The organism is Mucilaginibacter sp. Mucisp86, assembly GCF_047324315.1.
In the GTDB taxonomy this organism is placed as follows: domain Bacteria; phylum Bacteroidota; class Bacteroidia; order Sphingobacteriales; family Sphingobacteriaceae; genus Mucilaginibacter.
Genome location: NZ_CP168503.1, coordinates 217,240 through 239,164, shown reverse-complemented (window position 1 = coordinate 239,164; position 21,925 = coordinate 217,240). Strand labels below are relative to the sequence as shown.

At 42.8% G+C, this 21,925-nt stretch carries 12 protein-coding genes; 7 read left to right on the top strand and 5 right to left on the bottom strand.

Going from position 1 to position 21,925, the window contains the following annotated elements; all coding sequences use genetic code 11:
* The 4 genes from ACEN9X_RS00925 to ACEN9X_RS00910 form a co-directional block, all read right to left on the bottom strand.
* Positions 1 to 828 (bottom strand): cytidylyltransferase domain-containing protein, encoded by an 828-nt coding sequence (locus ACEN9X_RS00925; protein WP_413668617.1) that lies wholly within the window; start codon positions 826 to 828, stop codon positions 1 to 3.
* 9 nt (positions 829 to 837) lie between these two features.
* On the bottom strand, positions 838 to 1,899 hold the full coding sequence (locus tag ACEN9X_RS00920) for a hypothetical protein (RefSeq protein WP_413668616.1): 1,062 nt from the start codon (positions 1,897 to 1,899) through the stop codon (positions 838 to 840).
* A gap of 591 nt (positions 1,900 to 2,490) precedes the next feature.
* Complete coding sequence (locus ACEN9X_RS00915) at positions 2,491 to 3,660, bottom strand: ankyrin repeat domain-containing protein (protein ID WP_413668615.1); 1,170 nt, start codon at positions 3,658 to 3,660, stop codon at positions 2,491 to 2,493.
* A gap of 74 nt (positions 3,661 to 3,734) precedes the next feature.
* Positions 3,735 to 4,034 (bottom strand): hypothetical protein, encoded by a 300-nt coding sequence (locus tag ACEN9X_RS00910; protein WP_413668614.1) that lies wholly within the window; start codon positions 4,032 to 4,034, stop codon positions 3,735 to 3,737.
* Positions 4,035 to 4,379: 345 nt separating this feature from the next.
* Between ACEN9X_RS00910 and ACEN9X_RS00905 the strand changes: the two genes are divergently transcribed.
* The 7 genes from ACEN9X_RS00905 (at position 4,380) to ACEN9X_RS00875 (ending at position 20,200) form a co-directional block, all read left to right on the top strand.
* A complete protein-coding gene (locus tag ACEN9X_RS00905) occupies positions 4,380 to 6,953 on the top strand; it encodes a BamA/TamA family outer membrane protein (RefSeq protein WP_413668613.1) in 2,574 nt (857 codons plus the stop codon).
* A 279-nt stretch (positions 6,954 to 7,232) separates the two neighbouring features.
* Positions 7,233 to 10,607 carry a SusC/RagA family TonB-linked outer membrane protein gene (locus ACEN9X_RS00900; RefSeq protein WP_413668612.1) on the top strand — a complete coding sequence of 1,125 codons (3,375 nt, stop codon included), beginning with the start codon at positions 7,233 to 7,235 and terminating at the stop codon, positions 10,605 to 10,607.
* Positions 10,608 to 10,633: 26 nt separating this feature from the next.
* Complete coding sequence (locus tag ACEN9X_RS00895) at positions 10,634 to 12,268, top strand: SusD/RagB family nutrient-binding outer membrane lipoprotein (protein WP_413668611.1); 1,635 nt, start codon at positions 10,634 to 10,636, stop codon at positions 12,266 to 12,268.
* A 70-nt stretch (positions 12,269 to 12,338) separates the two neighbouring features.
* Complete coding sequence (locus ACEN9X_RS00890) at positions 12,339 to 13,157, top strand: tyrosine-protein phosphatase (RefSeq protein ID WP_413668610.1); 819 nt, start codon at positions 12,339 to 12,341, stop codon at positions 13,155 to 13,157.
* Positions 13,158 to 13,527: 370 nt separating this feature from the next.
* Positions 13,528 to 18,837, top strand: a complete 5,310-nt coding sequence (locus tag ACEN9X_RS00885; RefSeq protein WP_413668609.1) for a PKD-like domain-containing protein — start codon at positions 13,528 to 13,530, stop codon at positions 18,835 to 18,837.
* Between the two features lie 75 nt (positions 18,838 to 18,912).
* Positions 18,913 to 19,611, top strand: a complete 699-nt coding sequence (locus tag ACEN9X_RS00880; protein ID WP_413668608.1) for a head GIN domain-containing protein — start codon at positions 18,913 to 18,915, stop codon at positions 19,609 to 19,611.
* Positions 19,612 to 19,723: 112 nt separating this feature from the next.
* The gene (locus ACEN9X_RS00875; protein WP_413668607.1) at positions 19,724 to 20,200 is read left to right on the top strand and encodes a hypothetical protein; all 477 of its coding nucleotides are present in this window, start codon (positions 19,724 to 19,726) and stop codon (positions 20,198 to 20,200) included.
* A 43-nt stretch (positions 20,201 to 20,243) separates the two neighbouring features.
* Here ACEN9X_RS00875 and ACEN9X_RS00870 read toward each other — a convergent pair whose 3' ends face one another.
* Positions 20,244 to 21,740 (bottom strand): flavin monoamine oxidase family protein, encoded by a 1,497-nt coding sequence (locus ACEN9X_RS00870; protein WP_413668606.1) that lies wholly within the window; start codon positions 21,738 to 21,740, stop codon positions 20,244 to 20,246.
* Positions 21,741 to 21,925 lie beyond the last annotated feature (185 nt).

Below are 21,925 nucleotides of genomic sequence, written 5' to 3'. Positions count from 1 at the left end.
TTATAATTCCTGTAAGTTTTTTGTGGGTGCCTGTTTGGTTTGGGCGGAGGTAATGGTTTTTAATTCATCTACATGGTGCCTGTACCAGTTTACCCCGGCATATTGTGCATTGATGTTATAGATCTCGGGTTTTTGAGTTAGCAGGTTAAGGATATCATCGCACGAGAAATGATTGTTATCTGTATATAACTCGCGGAATACACGCTCTATGAAATAATAATCTTCCGCGTAGTCGATCGTAAAACGATGTGACATGGAATAATCTAAACCGGCAGGCCAGGTTACATTGCCAATCCTGAACAATTGTGGATTTTCCCAGATATAAGGAGTGGTATGCTCCAGTTCCAGTTCGCGTGTTGCACCTTCCCATGCTTTGGTCAAACATTCCATGGTCATGATCTCCACGTCGTTGCCATCGGGATAAGTTGCCGGGTGCAGGTTGCTTACAAAATCAAAGTTGTTTTGGTTGGCAAAAAAGTAATCCAATACATGATCAACAATACGCGGATCGATAAGCGGGCAATCAGATGGGATCTTTAATACAATATCCGCATGATGAAGCTTTGATGCCTGGTAATGCCTGTCGAGCAGGTTATTCAGACTGCCGCGATAATAAGGGATCCCTATGTTAATAGCCTCATTGATGATGATATCATCATCAGGCGTTTCGGATGTGGCAATGATCACTTCAGCCTCATGGCTGATCATCTTAAGCCGTTCAATCATCCTTGCCAGCAGGCTTTTACCCAAAATAGGCAGCATTACTTTACCCGGTAAACGGCTCGAAGCCATGCGGGCCTGTACTACTATTAAGATTTTCTGTTTCACGGTAAATGATTACCAGTTAGCTATTAGTTCTTCGGTTAATTGGACGTCTGGCTTAAGCTGGTATTTATCCATAGCCAAGTGCGGGTCAAAGCTTTTTTTATCGCCGCTGTGGTTTAAAAAACCGCGGCAAATGGCAGCGATATTTCTCGCCGAAGCCCCATCGTTTTGTATAGGTGCAAGCCTTCTAAGCTCATTGACATCAAAAAGCGAATGAACCTTTTTGCCCAGCGCAATACCTGTATAAACTACCGTTGAGTATTGGGTAATGAGCTCACAGCAGTTGGCTATCATGTGGTTGGTATTGCCTTTACTGTATACCAATGTACCGGCCGGTGTATTGGCATAGATCTCTTTTTCAGCACGCTCTACATTCTCATTAGGGTGAAGCTTAAAGAGTAATGGACGTCCATTGGCAATTTTTACTGCTTTTTTAATAAAGGCAATCCTGTTTTCAATGCGGAATGTTTCGCGCATATCTGTGGTGGCTACCATTACATAGTTATGATGCGGAAAATCATTGTTTACGTGTTGAACCAGGTTATCATAATTTGGCATGCCGGTTACAACAATTTTGCTTTCGGCGGTGCCTTTGCCCATAAAGTACTGTTTGTAACCTGCCGATGCCGCACAGTAAACATCACAGATGTTTGACGATCCGTTTAGTGAAGTATTGCCGCATAGCGTAGGGGGAAGCTTTAGGCCTTTAACAACACTGCTCCAGGGAGTGTAACGATCAATCATACCTTCCTGCACCCAAATGGTTTTAATGTTACGCATGCGCGGGGGCACAATCAAATCGGTACAAAATACAACAAGGTCATATTTGTTTTTCTGTGCCCTGAAATCAATTTGCAAAGCATGTTTTTGAAGATACTCTTCAGAAATGAGCCTGAATTTGGTAGAGAGTACAGTGCCACTGAGCAGGGTAGTTTTATTAATAATGGTATTTAAGGTAGTGTTATCAGTAAACAACTGGCTAAACCAGCAGTCAAACTCAGGCAGCTCATTAGCTATCTGGTGCATTTGAGTGGTTTGGTTAATTGAACCGGTAATGAATAATATTTTCTTCATCCTTTTATTTCAATTAGCTTTAATTCCCGAAATTTTGTTTGTGAAAGGCATTAAGGTATAGACCGATTTTGTAAAGATTCTGTAGTTAATCGTCGTGAAAAGAAATTGGCCGGATGGCACAGTAATATTGTTAGGTTGAGTAGTTATCATATCAAAAATCAAAATATTGCATGGGCAATTCTTTACAAAATCCTAATTCAGAATTTAAATAAGAAGTTGCCATATCCGGCTAAAACTTATGATTTGATAAATGTAGGAGGGTAGTTTTTAAATAATGAAAACCCAAAGTTATCAAATCGTTAAGCCGTAATTTTCAGTAAATTATTTATTAACAAACGTCGCGCTCTGTTAATTGCCTTAAACAGAGTGTTATAGTGCAGGAGATAAAACTAAAAAAACGTAAAATGCAGCCAAGGTTAATTGAAATACAAGTTACAATCAATTTATACTATTGCAAAATTTTTCTTACAAAGCGTTTTCTCCATTCGGGATTGTTATATTAAGCGCTTTTTTTCGTAACAGATTGGCAAGAGCATTTAGGGTTGAAGACGCATGCCGTACCTGCTATTAATACACCATAAGTAACAGGTTTCACGCAAGCCGCCCGCGGAGATCATCGATATATCGTTGCCAGTCGTATTCAATATGGGCACCGGACTTGATTAGTTTTTCAATAATAGCCAGCGTTTGGGGTTTAGGATTATTATAACCGCACCAAAGAGCTTGCCCCAATATAGTTCCGTCATAATCATTTTTTACTTCGAGAGGAGCATGCTGAGATAGTAAAAACTCAACAATATCCAAATATCCGCCGAGCACTGCGCCATGTAACGGTGTCATCCCTCCCGAGTGAATACCAACCGGGGTGCCCCGTGCCAGCAAATATTTAACCACATCTAAATGACCGTATTCGCAAGCCCAAATCATACCTGCGTCTCTTTCAGAATCTAAACTGCTATCGACGAGTACGCCGTCATCGTTAAAATAGGTTTTTACCTTATCCAGATCGCCTATGCCGCAAGCTGCTTCGAGATTGACTTTTGCACCATGATTGGCCAGGTATTTCCCTGGTTCGCCCCGCCCGTTGGCAAGGCATGCAACAATAAGCGAACCTTCGGTATAATCGGGCGCAACAGCAATATTGGGATCGGCCCCATGGTTAATGAGTATTTCCATCAGTTGCTTCTGCACGCCTGTAATTACGGGGTGAACGCTGGTTGCAACCAAACCTAAAGTAGTACTACCCCGGTACATTAATCCCACTGCGTTTACTTCAGCACCTGCATTCAGCAGAATTTCTGCAATTTCAACGGCATTAGCTGGCGTTTTTTGCCGAAAATTTTCAATGCCGTTAGCGCCAACATAAATTAAAAGGGTTGAACGATGATTACGTAAAGAACGCATATCAATCAAAGCAGGATTTTGCCTAAGCAGGTTTTTAAGCAAGTTGGCATTGCCATCTGCTATGGCGTCTGCAGCGGCCTCAAATAACGCTATTGCAGAATTTTCCTCATTTAAACTGATGTTAAAGTTTTCGTATTCCTCCCAAAGGTTAAAGTGATGGGTGTGGGCTATAATACGCCGGGTATTTATCAGATTGTTGTCTTCAGGATTTAAACCCGCCCCTGTATATTTTTCAAGTATTTTAGGATGCAGGCCATAAGTTTTAAGAAGCATTTCAAGCTTCAAAACATCGCCTGCAATTGCAGCTTTACCAGCTTGTTCCAGTTGTTCGGGCGGGATAGGGCCAATACCTGACATGGTAAGTTGTGTTTGTTGGTGCTACAAATCTCGTGATAAAATTTTTACATCCGCTTACAATTTAAGCAGGTAAACTAAACCATTATTTTGAACAAGATCAGTATAGCAGTAACAAATAGCACGATCATCCCACCCAGGAAAAGATAATCAGCCACTGTTTCTGACCGGCCACCAGGTTTTATATTACCCCTGATGGAAAGAAACGAAAGTATACAGCTCAGCATAAAGAAAACAAGCGCTATGGTTACTGTTTCGTCAATATAGGTGCGTTCGGAAAGTTTCAGGAATTTTAATGAAGTGAGCACCACAAAGCATAGGCCCAGTAAGTTTGATGCTGCATTAAGGATGTGTGGCGATTTATCGTTGCGGGTCATACAATCATAAAACTAATGAAATTTACCATATCGCAACTGTTTACCACAAAATGTTTATCGGTCAATATCAGCAAGGTAATAACATAACCGCCGGCTTGATATGTAAAATAATTGCAGATTGATTATTTTTATACCTGTGCAAGAGCTTTAAAGGCAATTACAATTGCAACTATGTTATTGTGATATTCAGAATCATCTTTTAACAAATAACGATATATCGCCATTTGTTTTTGTGTTGATTTTTATTAAGTGTCTGTATTTTAGATATTTGTGTGTTTGGTATGCCTCTTGTAAGCCACTTAGTTTATTGTATTTTAAGTCCCTACATCTTAAACACATTACCTCATGACAAAAAAGATACTTGCTTTTTTATTTCTTACAGGTTCGGCAGTGTATGTTAATGCCCAGGCTATAGCGCCGTCGGCCTGGCAAAAATTTCCGGACAGCACCGTTGTAAGTGTTCATGCTTCATATGATGATGTAAGCGGGATTCACCGTTGGCTGTTCGGCGAAAATTATCGTAAGGACTGGGCCATGAAAGTGAAGCTTCCGGTTATAAAATTATCGCAAATAAATGGCGGACTATCACCTATTAAACAAGGTGGTGGTTTGGAATCAAAGTCGTTGCGTTTGGAAGATAAAACCGGCCGCGAGTGGGTATTGCGCAGCGTTGAAAAAACGCCGGATAAGCTATTACCCGAAAATTTGCAGGGTACCTTTGCCGTTGATTGGATTGGCGACGAGTTTAGCGGTCAGCACCCATATTCGGCTTTGATTGTGCCGCCCCTTGCCGAAGCTGCGCGTGTGGCACATGCTAACCCCATTATAGGTGTTGTGGCCGAAGATCCGGCGCTTGGACAATATAGCAAGGTATTTGTTGGTACCGTATGTTTGATAGAGGAGAGGGAGCCTTCCGGTTCATCAGATAATACTCTTAAAATGGAGGGGCAATTACTAAGAAGTTATGACAACAGGGTAGATGGGGAAGGCTTTTTACGCGCCCGGATGCTCGATTTATTGATGGGCGATTGGGACAGGCATGAAGATCAGTGGCGCTGGGCTGATACTAAAAATGGTAAAGGAAAAACCTATACCGCCGTACCGCGTGATCGTGACCAGGTATTTCATGTTACACAGGGCCTGTTTCCGAGTATTGCTGCGTTACCATGGATAGATCCTTTACTTGAAGATTTTACCGGGGATATTCCGCATGTAAAGTATTCGCTGTTCAAAACAAGGTTCATGAAACAGTATCCGGATGCGCAAATAAGCTACGAACGATGGATGCAGATTGCCAACGAGTTTGTTAAAGCCGAAACTGACGCCGTACTTGAAGAGGGTTTAAAACGCCTGCCTGCAGAAAGCTATAAATTGAGGCATAACGAGTTGCTTGCCATATTAAAACAACGCCGGGATAATATACCGGCAGCAATGAGCGAGTATTATAAATTTGCGAATAGGATAGTGGATATCCGTGCTACCGATAAAAGCGAGCTGATCACCGTTGCCGACGCCCCGGACAACGCTATGCGTATAACAATTAATAAACTGAATAAAGATGGCGAAACCAAAGATCAGTTTATGGATATGGTATACAAGCCGGAAATTACCAAAGAAATAAGATTGTATGTTTCTGCCGGGGACGACCGCATCGTTATTGATAATGCTAATTCGCCTATTAAGTTAAGGCTGATTGATAGTGCAGGCAGTAAAACTGTTGAAATTAAGCAGTCGGCACAAACAATCAAATTTTACGGACGGCGGGATAGCACCAATTTTACCGGCAATGTTGGCCAACTAAATAAACATCTTTCAAACGATACCTCAAATACCCGGTTTTTACCAACTAACGTATATAATGTGTGGATGCCGCTTGCCACTGCTGCATTAAATAAGGACGATGGCTTTTTACTTGGCCTGGGTTTTCAATATACCGGTCATGACGGGTTCAGGAAGTTGCCTTATTCAACATTACAGCAGGTAATGATAACCCATTCATTTGCTACGGATGCTTTCAGGATCAAATACAGGGGCGAGTGGATAGATGCCATCGGCAAAGCCGATTTTATTATGCAGGCCAACATCCAGTCGCCGGATAATACTGTGAACTTTTTCGGTTTGGGCAATGAAAGTCCTTTAAATAAATTTCCGGGCTATCGTACTTACTATCGTACCCGGTATGATATCTATCAGTTTGATCCGGCTTTACGCTGGCATACAGGCAAAAATAGTAATATCAGCGTTGGTCCTTCGTTTCAGTTTTATCACCTTGATCTTGCACAAAATACAGGGCGGTTCATCAATCAAACATCGCTCATCAAATCTTACGATAGCTTAACGGTTGGAAAAGATAAAGCGCATCTTGGTGCGTTGATAAACTATACTACAAACCAGCGCGATAATAATATCCTGCCTACAAAAGGATACTATTTTACAGTAACGGTACAAGGGTATGAAGGGCTTAACAGTTATTCAAAATCGTTTGTACAGATCAGGCCTGAGTTTACTTATTATCAAAAGCTAACCCCGGGAGGTGCTATTGTATTATCTGATCGTGTTGGCGGCGGTGTAAGTTTTGGTAAACCTGCTTTTTACCAGTCAATGTTTTTAGGCGGGCAGGGTAACCTGCTTGGTTACCTGCAAAACCGTTTTGCAGGTAAGCACATGGTGTTTAACAATTTTCAGGGACGGATTAAACTTGCAGATATTGCGAGCTACATTATACCGGGACAGTTAGGTTTGGTAGGCTTTTATGACGCGGGCCGCGTTTGGATTGATGACGAACACTCGGATAAATGGCACACAGGTACCGGCGGTGGCTTATATTTTGCACCTGCAAGTTTAACGGTATTGCAAATACTGGCAGGCCATTCAAGCGAGGGCTGGTATCCTTATATATCGCTTAATTTCAGGTTGTAATTAATCCTGGCGAAAGTCTGTGTAAACTATAAAGAAAAGAGCCGGAATCTGATCAGAAAGATTTCGGCTCTTTTTTGTTATTGTTTGGTTTTGAGTTGGTTAGGTTAGGCGTATGCCAAATTGTATGAATGTTAAAAGAATTAAGGAATATTTAACATTAAGCGGTGAAATGTCTACTAAAAATACATTTCTTCATAAATCCTTATTCCTATCTTATTAATATGAAAATCCTTTCTTAATACACCGGGGGTAGTTTTGTTGCAAACTAACTGTATTGCAATGAAACAAAATTTACTTAAAATTTCACGGTTGCTATTGGTTATGGTAGTTTGCATGTTTACTTTCAGTAGCCTGCAAGCTCAAACCTTAACAATCAGGGGTATCGTTTTAGACGATAACAATCAGCCGCTTCCGGGTGTAAGCGTGACAATTAAAGACACCAAGCAAGGCGGTCTTACCAACGAAGGTGGTCGTTTTACCATTTCAGCAAGCAAAGGCCAAACGCTTGTTTTCCATACTATTGGTTTTACTACTCAGGAGGTAGTAATAGGTACAGAAGTTTACCTTTCTGTTAATTTAAAATCTGATACAAAAGCATTATCCGAAGTTGTAGTAACAGCATTAGGTGTTAAAAAAGAGTTTCAAAAATTAGGCTACTCGCAATCGCAGGTTAAAGGTGATGCTTTGACAACTGCCCGCGACGCTAACCCTTTAAACTCATTGGCCGGTAAAATTGCAGGTTTAAGCATTGGCGCAAACGCAGAGTTTGCCGGTGCACCAACAGTGGTATTACGCGGTAGTAAAGATGTATTGTACGTTGTTGACGGCGAGCCGGTAAACTCCGATACTTATGATTATAACGCCGATGATATTGAAACTTATACTGTATTGAAAGGCCCTAATGCTGCGGCCCTTTACGGTTTCCGCGGTATTAATGGTGCTATCATCATCACTACTAAAAGGGGTTCAAAAGATAAAAAAGGCTGGCAGGTAGATTTCAACAGCACTACCGAACTTGAAAAAGGTTTTCTTGTATTGCCAAAAAGCCAAACCGAGTATGGCCGCGGTAGTAACTTTGCCTATACTTACGGTAACGTATTGTATGATAATACCCAGCGTTTACCTGAATGGGGCCCGCGTTTTGACGGTGTTTTCCAAACCCAGCAGTATGACAGCCCTTATGACGCTACAACCGGTATCAGGCAAAAAACGCCCTGGTTAGCCCGCGGTGCAAAAAACTTTGAAAACTTTGTGCAAACCGGTATCACCAATACCAACTCGCTATCTATAGCGGCCAGCGGATCAAACTATGATATGCATATTTCTTATGGCCACACTTACCAAAAAGGTGATTTCCCTAACACTAAATTAAATATCGACAACTTCAAGATTGCTGCCGGTTACGATATCACACCAAAATTGCGTGTTGAAGGCGATTTGAACCTTAATCAATTGTATTCGCCAAACATTCCTGACGTTGATTACAGCCCGCAAAGTTATGTATACATGTTTAAGGTATATGGCTCTGCAGATTATGATGTAAATGCACTGAAAAATATTTACCAGGGCCCGCAGGGTGTTCCGGGTTTACAACAGTACGCCCAGGAATACGGCCGTTTAAATAACCCATGGTTTATTGCTGATAAATGGCTCAAAGGCAGAACCAAACAAACTATTTACGGGTCATTAAAATTGAGCTACAAAATTACCCAGGATTTAAATGTTAGCTTACGCGAAGCTTTAAATACTTATGACGAGCAAAATACCGAGCAGGTACCTGCAGGTGCCAACCTTAACCAATATCTTTCATGGTATACTTTTGGCTGGTACGGCGATTACAGGCAGGACGACCGTAACCTGTTAGATAATAATACCGATTTGACATTTACTTACAACCATAAATTCGGTGCCTGGAATATCTCTGGTTTATTGGGTGGCAACGCAAGGTCATTCTCGTACAAATCTGACTGGGGTACAACACAGGTTTTAGCTTTGCCAGGGGTGTACAATCTTAATAACTCGGCTGGTAAACCTTATATCTACAATTTTGATTCAAAAATGCAGGTATATAGCGGTTACTACTCGTTTGATTTTGGTTACAAAAATTACTTCAGTATTAATACCACAAACCGTGTAGATCACCTGTCGACATTACCTTCAGGTAATAACACTTTCTTCTATCCATCGGTAGCTATTAGCAGCGTTGTTACCGACTATATTAAATTACCTGAGTTTATCTCATTCTTAAAAGTGCGTGGTTCATTTGCCGACGTTAAAGGTGGTTTAACTTCACCCACTATCGGTACTTCATATAATGCTTTAAATTCAACTGCATTGGGTACCGGCTGGAACTCAAAACCGGTTAGTGGTATATTAGGTTACGGTACCGAATTGTATACTCCATACAACGGTCCAACTTACCTGAATGCGTCACCTATCGCCACCGCGACTTTCTACAACGGTACGCCTTCGGTTACTTTATCAAACACAATCTCAAACGACAAAATCAAACCTTTCGATGTTAAATCATACGAAGCTGGTTTTGACGCTAAATTCTTAGGAAACCGTTTAGGTTTAAACGGTACATACTTTACTACCGAGAATGGTCCTAACATTTTCCCATTGGGTGTAGCTACCTCTACAGGCAACACAAACCAATTGGTAAATGGTGTAACTACACGTAAAAGAGGTTTCGAAATTGAGTTGATGGGTTCTGTATTGAAAAACCCTAATGGTCTTAACTGGGATGTTAACGTAAACTACTCAACTTACAAAGAAACTATTAAATCAATTTATCCGGGCGTAACTACCTTACAGCAAAACAACCACAACTATGTTGTTGGCGACAGACCAGACGCTATCTACGGTACCAAATTTGTAAGAGATGGTAACGGTAATATCGTTAATACTTATTCGGTTGACGCAAGCGGTAAAGTATCTGGTGGTGTGCCTCTTACTTCTCCGGGTGGCATCAGCAACCAGGGCTTGTTAGGTTACGCTAACCCTGATTTCTCATTTGGTATTACCAACACGTTCACTTACAAAGGCTTTATTTTAAGCTTCCAGTTTGATGGCCGTATCGGTGGTAAAATTTACGACAGAACTTACTACCAGTCAATGAATGGTGGTACCGCTTTGGAAACTGCTACCGGTGCTTTCGGTACAGCCCGTTTAGCTGAGTGGAACACTACTAATGAAGGTACTGTAGGTGCAACGCCATCATACGTTGGCCCCGGTGTTCACATTGTAAGCGGTACGCCAATATTTGTTGGTGGTCAGATAGCTAACTTAAAAGACCTGACTTTTGCTCCAAATACTATCCCTGTTACTGTTCAGAGCTATGTATCAAGTGGTATAGGCGGCAATTTTGACGAGTACTATATGATCAGCCGCTCATATGCAAAATTGCGTGAGGCAAGCCTGGGTTATTCATTACCTGCAAGTATGTTAAGAGGTTCGTTCATTAAGAAAGTAACCTTCTCGGTTGTGGGCAGGAACCTGCTTTATTTTGCAGCACGCAAAGATATTGACCTTGATCAGTTTGCATCAGGCTATAATGCGTCAGATCGTAGTTTAGTTGGTGGAAATGGCGGAAGCGACCTTGAAAGCCCAACAGCCCGTCGTTACGGTTTCAATATCCATTTAACATTCTAATTATCACATTGATTTAAAGAAAATTTATGAAAATAAAATCATTAATCCCATTAGCCCTGTTGTTAACAATGGGCATGGTATCGATAACCGGCTGTCAGAAAGGGGATTTGATTAATAACCCCAACGTGGCTGGTTCAAGCTCAATAGTGCCTTTGTCATTATTGCTAAACCACCTTACTGCCACCCTGATCCGCAGCGATGAGCAACCTTTTGGTTATACAGCGGTTGCCAATCAATACATAGTTGCCAACTATTCTTACTACAGGGGTACTAATACCTATAACTTGGGTAACAGTGCCGATAGTTACGATATATTAAAGTATGCGCTTAAACTTGAGCAACAGGCTACAGCTCAGTTAGGTAATCAAACGAATAAGTATTATGCTTTAGGCGAGTTTTTCAAAGCTTACTCAGGCATTTGGTTAAGCCAAAGGGTTGGTGATATTCCATTTTCACAAGCTGGTGACCCGTCAAATCTTACACCTAAGTATGATACACAGCATGATGTTTACAAAGCTGCACTTGCTCAACTGGAAACCGCTAATACATTAATTGGTGCGTTGGTGACTGCTAACCCAAGCCTTGCCAATACCGCTATCGATGCAAATCAGGGCGATATTTTTAACCTTACTTATCAGCAATGGCAAAAAGTGATCAATGCTTACCGTTTACGTGTCCTGATCAGCCTGAGCAAACGTGCTGCAGATAATACCGACCTGCAAATTCCTCAGCAGTTTGCAGCTATATTAGGTAATCCAACCAAATACCCAATCATGACCGGAAACGGTGATAACTTGGTTTATCGTTTTAATACTGTTAACCGTTACTCAACCTTTTCATTAGGTTTAAACCCTTACAATAACTTCGCTAATCCGGGCAGTACCTATATCAATATTGAAACTGCAACATCAGATCCGCGTTTGTTTGCAACGTCTACACCTGCTCCATTACAGATTAGCGGTGGTAAAGCTATAGGCGATTTTTCGGCCTATGTTGGTTCGGACATGAACCAGGCACAACCAGCCTTGTTAACCAGCTCAAATAATGGTGTGTACTCTTTCAGCAATTACACCCGCTATTATGTTTCTGCAACAGGCGCAAATGCCGAGCCGTTTGTATTTATCGGTTATTCTGAAATGTGCTTTAACATTGCCGAAGGTATAAACAGGGGATGGGCTACAGGTAGCGCCGCAACCTGGTATAACAACGGTATCAATGCTTCACTGGCATTGTTTGGTTTAACCAATGGGCAGGCATTAACTGTTACTTTTCCGATTTCATCATCAGAGGTTTCAATTAATCCTAAAGGTTTAAAACAAGGCGATACCTGGGGTACTGCTACTGTAGATATTCCTACATTCATGAGCAAAGTAGCTTATGCAGGCGATAACGCAGCAGGTTTAACTCAAATCCTGACACAGAAATATATTTCTATGTTCAATAACTCGGGATGGGAAGCATTCTATAACTTCAGGAGAACCGGCATACCTACCTTTACCCAGGGTGGTAGCGGTATTGGTACACCAAATAACCTGATCCCGCGTCGCTGGCAGTACCCTGTTTCTGAAGGTGCATATAACGCAGCAAACAATAAGGCTGCTCTTGCATCGCAGTTTGGTGGTACTGATGACCTTACTAAGGATACCTGGTTAACCAAGTAATAAAAAATAACTAAACTAAAACTTTAACAGGGGCACTCACAAATGTCCCTGTTTTATAATTTAAAAGGATATGAAAAAAATAATTTTATCAGCATTGGCCATTACTTTGCTTTGTAGCAAAGTTAGCGCGCAGGTTGCTGATAGCGCCAAACGTAAGGTGGAACTGCAGGGCGCGGTAAACTTCAGGGATCTGGGTGGTTATACCACCAAAGACGGGCATCATGTAAAATGGGGCAAAATATACCGCAGTGCCGATATGAGCAAACTTACAGATCAGGACCTGACTACATTGGCCGAACGTAAGATTGCCTATGATGTGGACTTACGTGGCACGCAGGAATCAAAACAAGCGCCCGACCGCATGAACCCTAATACCGATTATATTTTATGCCCTGCCGGAAGCGATAATGTAGGCAACATGATGCAAAGTTTTAAAGGTAAAACTCACGGCGATTCGATCATGGTAGACTATTACAGCAATACCACTTATCTGGCCGATAGATATAAACCATTTTTCGGTAAACTGCTGGCTATGCCCGAAGATAAAAGCCTTGTATTTCATTGCACCGCAGGTAAAGACCGTACAGGTATTGGTGCTGCATTGTTGTTATATAGTTTAGGCGTTCCTTATGAAACTATTATGAAGGATTATGAGGCATCAAACTATTACCGCGCTGCCGAAAACGAAAAAATGGCTAAACAAATGGTGCAATTTTTGAAGGTTAACGAAGCTGTTGCCAAAGATGTGGTTGCCGTTAAAAAAGAATACCTTGATGCCACTTTTACAGCTATTAAAAAACAGTACGGATCTATCGATAATTACCTTAAAACGCAGGTGGGGTTAACCAATAAGGATATCAAAGAGCTTAAAGCTAAGTTTTTAGAATAGGTATTTACTCCAATAGCGTGAGACGGGGCTCCGGGAATCAAGCAGTTGATGTTTGATTTTCGACGCCATTTTTAATAATAGAAGGTATAAGATCGATGTTGTTTTCTTATTGGTAAATTAATTTCTAATAAGTTAACATTGGTGTGTTTTTTAATGTATTTATTTTAAATAGAAATAAAATTTCTGTAAGGTTAATAATAAATGCATTTTATCTGAACAATTTGAACAAGCAAGCCGTATAATACCCTACCTGATTTGTTATGGCGGTGGCTAAACTATTTTTTACCCTGAATAAAAATCGTTTCGCAAATAGAAGCCTTAACAACCTGTCAATTTTTGGTTTTGATTTTTAAGGCTTTGTGAAAGGTTCATGAACAACCGTTTATTAGTATTATTATTCCTGTTATTGTCGTTCGAGGTAAAAGCGCAAAACTGCACTTTGAATGCCAATCTCACGGCATCATCAACCACTATCTGTTCGGGCAGTTCGGTGGTATTGACAGCGGGTGCTGTTAATGGTACTGCGCCATATACCTATGTTTGGAGCACGGGTGAAACAGGTGCCATCATCAGCGTAAACAAATCAGGAACCTACACGGTAACTGTTACCGATAAAACAACCGGCTGCAAAGGTGTTACAAAAAGTATATCTATTGCTGATGCAAATACTCCTGCTGCGCCAACGGCTAAAAGTGTAGGGGTTTGTCAAAATAGCCCGGCTACACTTACCGCAACCGGGCCGGGCGGCGATTACCAATGGTTCGATGCTCCGACTGGAGGCAACTTTTTGGCAAGCTCAGCCATTTTTACTACGCCTCCTATATTATCATCAACTACATATTACGTGCAAACCACGGTTGCCGGCTGTACAAGTCCGCGAACATCAGTTTCGGTATACATAACCGGCAAACCGAATGTTACAAGCGCGGCAACATGCTCTGGCGGAAGTGTTACTTTATCAGCAAGCGGAGGGCAAAGTTATACCTGGTATGCATCGGCTGCGGGCGGCACAGTTTTAGGGATGGGGCCATCGTTTACCACCCCGCCGTTATCTAAGACGACAATTTACTATGTTGTTGCTGTAATTAACGATTGTACCAGCGTGCCTACACCCGTTACTGCCTGGGTTAACCCACCACCGGCTACCCCTGTGGCTTCAAATGCTAACATTTGTTCGGGTTCTGTAGCCGGCTTACATGCAGATGCATCTGCCGGTTTTTTTCAATGGTTTGACGTGCCAACCGGCGGCACCCCGCTTATTTCCAGCCCGGATTATACAACGCCGGTATTAACCGCTACCAAAATCTATTATGTACAAACAGTGCTTAATGATTGTATAAGCCCGCGCGTACCGGTAACTGTAACGGTTAACCCAATACCTGCGGCACCTGCGCCTCAAACAAGCACCATATGCTATGGTTCGGTGACAACATTAACTGCTGCAACAAATCCTACCGGTACATATGCCTGGTATGATGCACCAACTGGTGGACGTTTATTGAAATCGGGTTTAAAGTTTACAACGCCAGCATTAACCAAAACCACTACTTATTATCTTGAAAATAGTTCGGCTGCGGGCTGCGTAAGTGACCGGGCACCTGTAAAAGTGATTGTTAGTCCATTTATAGCGGCGCCGGTTGCAACTGGAGCTGTGATTTGCTCGGGAACTGTGACTTCATTGACGGCGAAGTCGGCAATTAATGGTACTTATCAATGGTACGATGCACCAACAGGAGGCTCGCTTTTATCGTCAGAAGCTGGTTTCACAATCCCTGCTTTAACGGTAAGCACTACTTATTATGTACAAATCATGGTTGACGGCTGTACAAGTGCCCGGACGGCAGTGCCGGTAACTGTTATCCCACCGGTAACCGCTCCTGTGGTGCCGGCAACAACTGTTTGTTATAACGGGTCGGCTGTGCTTACAGCGACAGGAAATGGCGCAGGTTTTACCTGGTATGATAGCGCTGCAGGAGGCACAATCCTGTCATCAGGGGCAACATACGTCACACCTAATTTAACTGCAAATGCAACTTATTATGTTGAAAGTGCATCAAATAGTTGTATAAGTGCGCGCACGGCAGTTACTGTAAAGGTAAATCCGCAGCCGTCGCCCCCGGCTGCCTCTAATACCTCCGTTTGTTCCGGTACATCGGCAAAGTTAACAGCTGCAGGTGAGGGGGACATATTGTGGTTTGCTTCGCCAACCTCAACAAGCCCTTTATTTACCGGCAGCACATTTAATACGCCTATCATCTCGGAGAAAACAACTTATTATATACAAAGCAGGGTTGGCGATTGTGTAAGCAGCCGTGTACCGGTAACAGTGTCAATTAATTCAGCCGATGAAACACAGTTTCTTTATACATCGGGCACATTTAGTCCGCTTAGCCCTAATCCCAAGCCAATAATAAACAATCCTTCAGGTGGTACTTTCAGTTCGTCGCCGGCAGGTTTGGTATTTGTAGATATTCATACCGGCGAAATTGATGTAAAGGCAAGCAAACCGGGTAAATATATCATTACTATTACCGGGAATGGACCCTGTACTTCAACCTACAGCGCCGGGATAGAAATTGTTTCCATATTTGATGCAAAGTTTACCTATGGAGGGCCGTTTTGCCAGTACGGGACTAATCCGAAGCCGATGTTTCCACCAAATTCAAGCGCAGGTACATTTTCAGCTTCGCCATCGGGCTTGGCTTTTATCAGCACGGCAACCGGCGAAATTAATTTGAGCAAAACAATACCGGGTACATACGAGGTTACCAATACAATTTACAACCCGGACGGAACAGTAGGGAGTACGGCCAGCGCAAAGGTAACGATAGACCCGGGCGCAAAAGCAGATGCAGGACCCGATCAGGCGATACAACCAGGGGAGACCGCGAAAATGGCAGGCAGTATAGACGGTGTTAACGGCGGCAGATGGTCGGGTGGATTGGGTAGATTTGTTGATGCCACAGATTTGACTACTACTTATATCCCCGCCGCGGGCGAAAAGCAGGTGATACTTACCCTAACCTCCAATGACCCATCGGGTATTTGCGGGGCGGCGATTGACAGGGTTGTTATTAATATCAGCTCAACACTACGGGCGCCAACAGCCCCCGGTACAACTACATGTATGGGGAGTATAGCTACAGTATCAGCTACAGGTCCGGGAGGGACGTACCGTTGGTATAGCGCAGCCGAAAATGGTACGCTGTTATCAACTGGGCCTAATTTTATTACCCCCGCGCTTACACAAACAACAACCTACTATGTAAATACAACAATTAACGATGTTACCAGTGATATGACCGCGGTTACAGTTACCGTTAGCGAACCACCACCTGCTCCGGTGGTAAACAATGTGCCGGCCTGCGAAGGCAGTCATACAACATTAACCGCTACCGGTTCAAAAGGGACTTATCAATGGTATGATGCGCCTGTTGGGGGCACTTTGCTATCTATCAAAAACACTTACGCAACGCCGGCCTTAATTGCTAATACAAGTTATTATGTGCAAGCTGTTGTTGACGGGTGTGTTAGTGAGCGTACTAAAGTTGATGTAACGGTTCGCCCCTTACCGGTTATCACCAGTGGCTCTGCAGATAATGTTTGCAGTGGTGTGCCGCAAAGTTATGCCATCACTGCCGATCAACCAGGCACTACTTTTTTATGGTCGAGGGCAACTGTAGCAGGAATCAGCAATGCTGAGGTATCTAACCAAACATCGGCACAAATAACCGAAACATTGGTGAATACCAAGGCTGATCCTATTGATGTTACTTATTTAATAACGCCTGTATCTAATGGATGCTCAGGTACTCCATTTAGTTATGTGGTTACTGTTTATCCATCGCCACAGGTTACCAGTGCTCCAACCGGCACCTTGTGCAACATGACTGCCGGCAACTATACCATAACCTTTAGTATTCCTGGTGTAATTTCCAGTTGGTCGAGGGATGCGGTTCCGGGGATTAGCAACCAGGCTGTATCCGGGCAAATGGCAGGTACTATACGTGAAGTATTATTTAATACCACCAATGCACCTGTTGATGTTACTTATGTTTATAATTATCAAACAAGCAATTGTGCCGGGGTGCCATTTAAATGGGTAGCAACTGTTAATCCTTCGGCTAATGTTACCAGTAAGCCGTCGGGCACAGCCTGTAGCGGCGAGCCGGTTGATTATACTATCACTTCCAATGTTTCGTCGGCAAAATTTACCTGGAGCCGGGCAACTGTTGCCGGTATCAGTAATGCTGCAGTGACTAACAAAACAGGTAATAAAATAGATGAAGTGCTGATCAATAAAACAACGTATCCTATAGATGTGCTTTATGTGATCACGCCATCGGCTTTTGAATGCGATGGCGTACCGTTTGCCTATGTGGTGAAAGTAAACCCCCAGGTACCAGTGCCCGATGTGAGGACGAACTCGCCGGTATGTGTAAATAATACTATTAAGTTAAATGTACAAACCATTCCAAACGCAACTTATACCTGGACCGGCCCTAATGGTTTTAAATCGGCCTTGCAAAATCCCGAAATTACTGCTACCGAAAATATGGCAGGCCCGTATTCGTTGTTTGTTACTGTTAACGGTTGCAGCAGCCCGGTAGTTTCCAGGGACGTTTTCGTAAACAAATTGCCGACTTCAGATGCTGGCGGTAATATACTGGCTTGCATCACCGATCAGTATATTCAGCTGGCTGGCGAAATTGGAGGCGGTACCAAAACCGGTGTGTGGTCAAAGAAAGGCGCAAATCCAGGTCGGTTTTTACCTTCAGATATTGAATTAAATGCAAAGTATGAACCATCAGCCGAAGACCGGGCGGCAGGATCCGTAACCCTTCTGCTCAAATCTACCAGTAAAGATGATTGCAACATCGCCACATCCGAAATGACTATAACCTTTGGCAAAACACCGGGTACCAATGCCGGTACCGATCTGGAAGTTTGCGCAAAGCGGGCTCCCATAAAGTTGGATGGAAATATCCTGATACCGGGTGGCGGCAAGTGGACAAGCTCCGGTACAGGAACGTTGCTGTATGCCGAGAATGCCCAGGGTGCGGTTTATACTCCTTCTGAAGATGATATCAAAAATCGTTCGGTAAAACTCACACTTACCGCAAATGCACCCGGACAGTGTTATACAGCCAGCGACGATATGATCATTAAATTTATACCGCCGCCAACCGTTGATGCCGGAGGGATAAGATATGTATTGAAAAATCATACCATTACATTAACGCCAACCGTAAGCGATGATAATGTTCAGTATTTGTGGCTGCCCGATGTTGGTTTAAGCAATAACAAAATAAAAGAGCCCGTAGTTACCGGTGATGCCGATATTGCCTACACACTTTATGTTACGGATGTGCGCGGTTGTGTTAATCAAAGCCAAACTATCATTAAGGTATCGCCTGATATTACCGTGCCTAATACTTTTACACCCAACGGCGATGGGTTTAACGATTATTGGGAGGTAAAGGGATTGGTAGCTTATGAAAGCTCAACTGTAGATGTGTTTAACAGGTATGGCGAACGGTTATACCACTCAATAGGCTACGGCGTGCCCTGGGATGGTAACTTTAACGGACGGCAGCTACCAGCAGGTACCTATTTTTATATCATTGATCTCAAAACGGGTAAGCCACCGTTATCGGGGCCGGTTACTATTTTGAGATAGGTTGATCAGCAATAAAAATAAGAAAGCACTGCAACGTTTTTTTAAAAACAGCGTCATATACTTAAACACGCAATCATGAAAAAACTAATATTCTCAATGATGGCTTCGTTACTCACCGTTTCGATGGCCTTTAATGCTTCTGCACAAACCGTAACCCGAAATGTATCCGGCTTCAACGGTATAGCCTGCGGGGGGCCGTTTAACGTATTTATAAAAATTGACGGGACCGAAAGCCTAAAGCTTGATGTTGACGCCAATATAGTTGACGATATAAAAACCGAAGTAGAAGGCGGCATATTAAAAGTTGAGTTTAAAGACCATTGGAAAAACCACCGTAATATTCAGCGCGCTAATATTTACATTACCGCCAAAAGCCTTGAATATCTTGCTAACAGCGGCTCCGGAAACGCAACCGTTGACGGAACTATAACCGGCGAGCATGCCAAAATTGCTTTAAGCGGTTCAGGAAATATTAAAACTGCTGTTAAATCAGGTACATTGGATCTGAAGATTAGCGGATCAGGATCCATTGATGTTAAAGGAAGCACAGGCATGGCCGATTGCCGTATCTCGGGCTCGGGAGAGATCAACGGAAAATCGTTAAAGACAGAAACTGTTGAAGCTTCGATTGCCGGCTCAGGAAATGTTAATGTAATTGCCAGTAAAACTGTTTCGGCCCGTATTTCAGGCTCTGGAAGTGTTGTATATTCCGGTACGGCGACAATTGGAGAAACTCATTACGCCGGCTCAGGCAGGGTAAGCAAGGCCGACTAAAATACCGGTAACTTTAAATATTGAAAGACTGCTCTATTCCGGGCGGTCTTTTTTTATTATAGATGTAGCGAAACGACGGTAAGTATCGTAATAATAGTTAAACCTTCACTTTATGATAAAACCTGTATTGATATTTAGAAAATTAGCTGCAAGTCTGTTCATAGCGGTTTTATTTTTCCTGGTTGCCTGTAAAAAAGATAAAGCTCAGCAACCTGTTGTTTTGAAGAACACATCCCTTTTGGGCCAGTGGTACACCCCAATAAAAGAGGGAGAACAAGTGCGTTATTTACTATTTGCATCAGATAGTACATTTTTGCTTGTTGACGTAGCTTATAAAAACGGTAATTCAACTACAGTTCAGTATACTGGAAAATTTAGCACCAAAGGGAATGGGTTAAATATAGATATAGCCAAAAAAACGGTAAGTGAAGGTAGTAATGTCATCAGCACTGAGCCTTCTGATGCTCAATTTTACGTAAACTCGGCATTTGTTGTTGATGACCATAAATTGACCTTAACCTATAAAGACGCTACCGGCGCGGCTGCGAAAAGCGTTTTTGCGATGGTGCTCCCAGATAAAGTTATTTGATTTAGTTTTGTTTTTAGGCGCCCCAACCGGGGTGCTTTTTTGTTTATACTTTATCAATTTCGCCGGCCACACGCTGAGCCGAACGGATACATGATTCCATCCCCCTGCTTAAATTATCGGCATAAGTGCCGGCAAAATAGATCCGGCCTTCGGGTTTCATGATCTGGGGCCAAAAGCGGTGCATTTGTCCTATTGGGAATGGTTCCATTTCACAGGCGGGGGCAAATGCATCGCGTGTCCAGTCTTTAGTTAGCGCTTGCTCAATGGTATCGTGTTTGCCCGGGTAAACCTGCCTGAAGGCATCAAGCACCTGTTGCGGCGTAATACCGCCGGGGCCATATGCTTTCAGGATCACTTTGTCACTGCCAACTTCATTCGTTTCTTCCCATATAGATGATATAAAGGGATGTTCAAATTCCATATTAATGCTTTTAAAACCATCATCAAGCCAAAAACGGCTGCTCGCCTCAAATACATAAAACGGGTGCGATGAATAAGTGGTACGATTAACCACGTACTGCTTTTCGGGTGAAAGGGGCGGGGATAATGGGATAGTTTTAAATATGGGCAGCGTTATGCAGTTTACCAGGAAGTCGGCAGTCATTTCCTGTTCAGTTTTCCCATAGGGCTTATATTTAACCGTAACATGAGTAGCTGAATGGTTGATAGCGGTTATGCGATGGTTTAATTTTACCCTTTTTTCCAGGCGTTTGGCAAAGGCGATAGGCAATTGTTCGTTGCCGCCTTTTAAATGATAGGTATCACCTTCGGATAGTGGAATGCCCCGCGATTCCATAACATAAGCCCTCCAAAGATGATACAATGCAGAAGTCCTTTGCCCACCCAGATAAGCGAGTGCCGCCGCAGATGCTCCCTCTTTTTTATAAAGCTCGCTAACCGGAATTTTATCAAAATCATCATAACCAACTCCAAAAGGCTGATATGGGTCGGTGAACTTACCGCTGTATTTTTTAAGGTAGAAGGAGCTCAGGCCATAAAAAGGATTTTCGGCAAGGAATTTAACCTCACGTTCATTAAAGCCCATTTTGGTTAATACAGCCGGATCTTGCATTTCGGCGTCTGTATAAAACTTACCGCCAATCATGCGTAGGCCATTGCGGTCGGGTGTGGCGGCCGATCCTTCGGCATGAGGATAGGGCAGGGCTGTAAGCTTAAAGTCGTTTACATATTCAAAAAACTTTTCGTAGCCGGGTTTGGTGATGTGATCGGCTCCGTAGTCGGCATATAAACCGTCCGATAAACCATCTCTGCCCGTAAACACGTGCCCGCCATACCGGCCATCAGCCTCCAATACGGTTACATTATGACCGGCTTTCATTAATTCGTATGCGCAGCAAAGGCCTGTAATGCCGGCCCCTGCAACAATTACTTTTTTTCCGGAGGTCGGCTTGGTAGTATCAGAGCTTTTGATTTTTTGATCATCAATTTGTTGAGCACTTAATAATTGAGGGGCGAGGACGGTGCCTGCGCCTGCCAATAATGTTTGTTTAATGAATGATCGTCTCTTAATATCTTTCATTGTGGACGGAGATTTTAATACAGGGTAGCTTTCAATAAATGTAACATTATTTCAAGTAGCTATGAGCATTACATGAACTTTTGATATTGGTGTAGCTCCGTGTAGAAGTATTGTAGTGAAACAAAAATGCCTGCCCGTAAAAAACAGGCAGGCCCCAGACAGTTAATATATTAATGTATCGGCAG

Excerpts from the sequence above, each read along its gene's own strand:
- ACEN9X_RS00920 (WP_413668616.1), bottom strand. The coding sequence starts at position 1,899 with ATGAAGAAAATATTATTCATTACCGGTTCAATTAACCAAACCACTCAA.
- ACEN9X_RS00915 (WP_413668615.1), bottom strand. The coding sequence starts at position 3,660 with ATGTCAGGTATTGGCCCTATCCCGCCCGAACAACTGGAACAAGCTGGT.
- ACEN9X_RS00910 (WP_413668614.1), bottom strand. The coding sequence starts at position 4,034 with ATGACCCGCAACGATAAATCGCCACACATCCTTAATGCAGCATCAAAC.
- ACEN9X_RS00905 (WP_413668613.1), top strand. The coding sequence starts at position 4,380 with ATGACAAAAAAGATACTTGCTTTTTTATTTCTTACAGGTTCGGCAGTG.
- ACEN9X_RS00900 (WP_413668612.1), top strand. The coding sequence starts at position 7,233 with ATGAAACAAAATTTACTTAAAATTTCACGGTTGCTATTGGTTATGGTA.
- ACEN9X_RS00895 (WP_413668611.1), top strand. The coding sequence starts at position 10,634 with ATGAAAATAAAATCATTAATCCCATTAGCCCTGTTGTTAACAATGGGC.
- ACEN9X_RS00890 (WP_413668610.1), top strand. The coding sequence starts at position 12,339 with ATGAAAAAAATAATTTTATCAGCATTGGCCATTACTTTGCTTTGTAGC.
- ACEN9X_RS00885 (WP_413668609.1), top strand. The coding sequence starts at position 13,528 with ATGAACAACCGTTTATTAGTATTATTATTCCTGTTATTGTCGTTCGAG.
- ACEN9X_RS00880 (WP_413668608.1), top strand. The coding sequence starts at position 18,913 with ATGAAAAAACTAATATTCTCAATGATGGCTTCGTTACTCACCGTTTCG.
- ACEN9X_RS00875 (WP_413668607.1), top strand. The coding sequence starts at position 19,724 with ATGATAAAACCTGTATTGATATTTAGAAAATTAGCTGCAAGTCTGTTC.
- ACEN9X_RS00870 (WP_413668606.1), bottom strand. The coding sequence starts at position 21,740 with ATGAAAGATATTAAGAGACGATCATTCATTAAACAAACATTATTGGCA.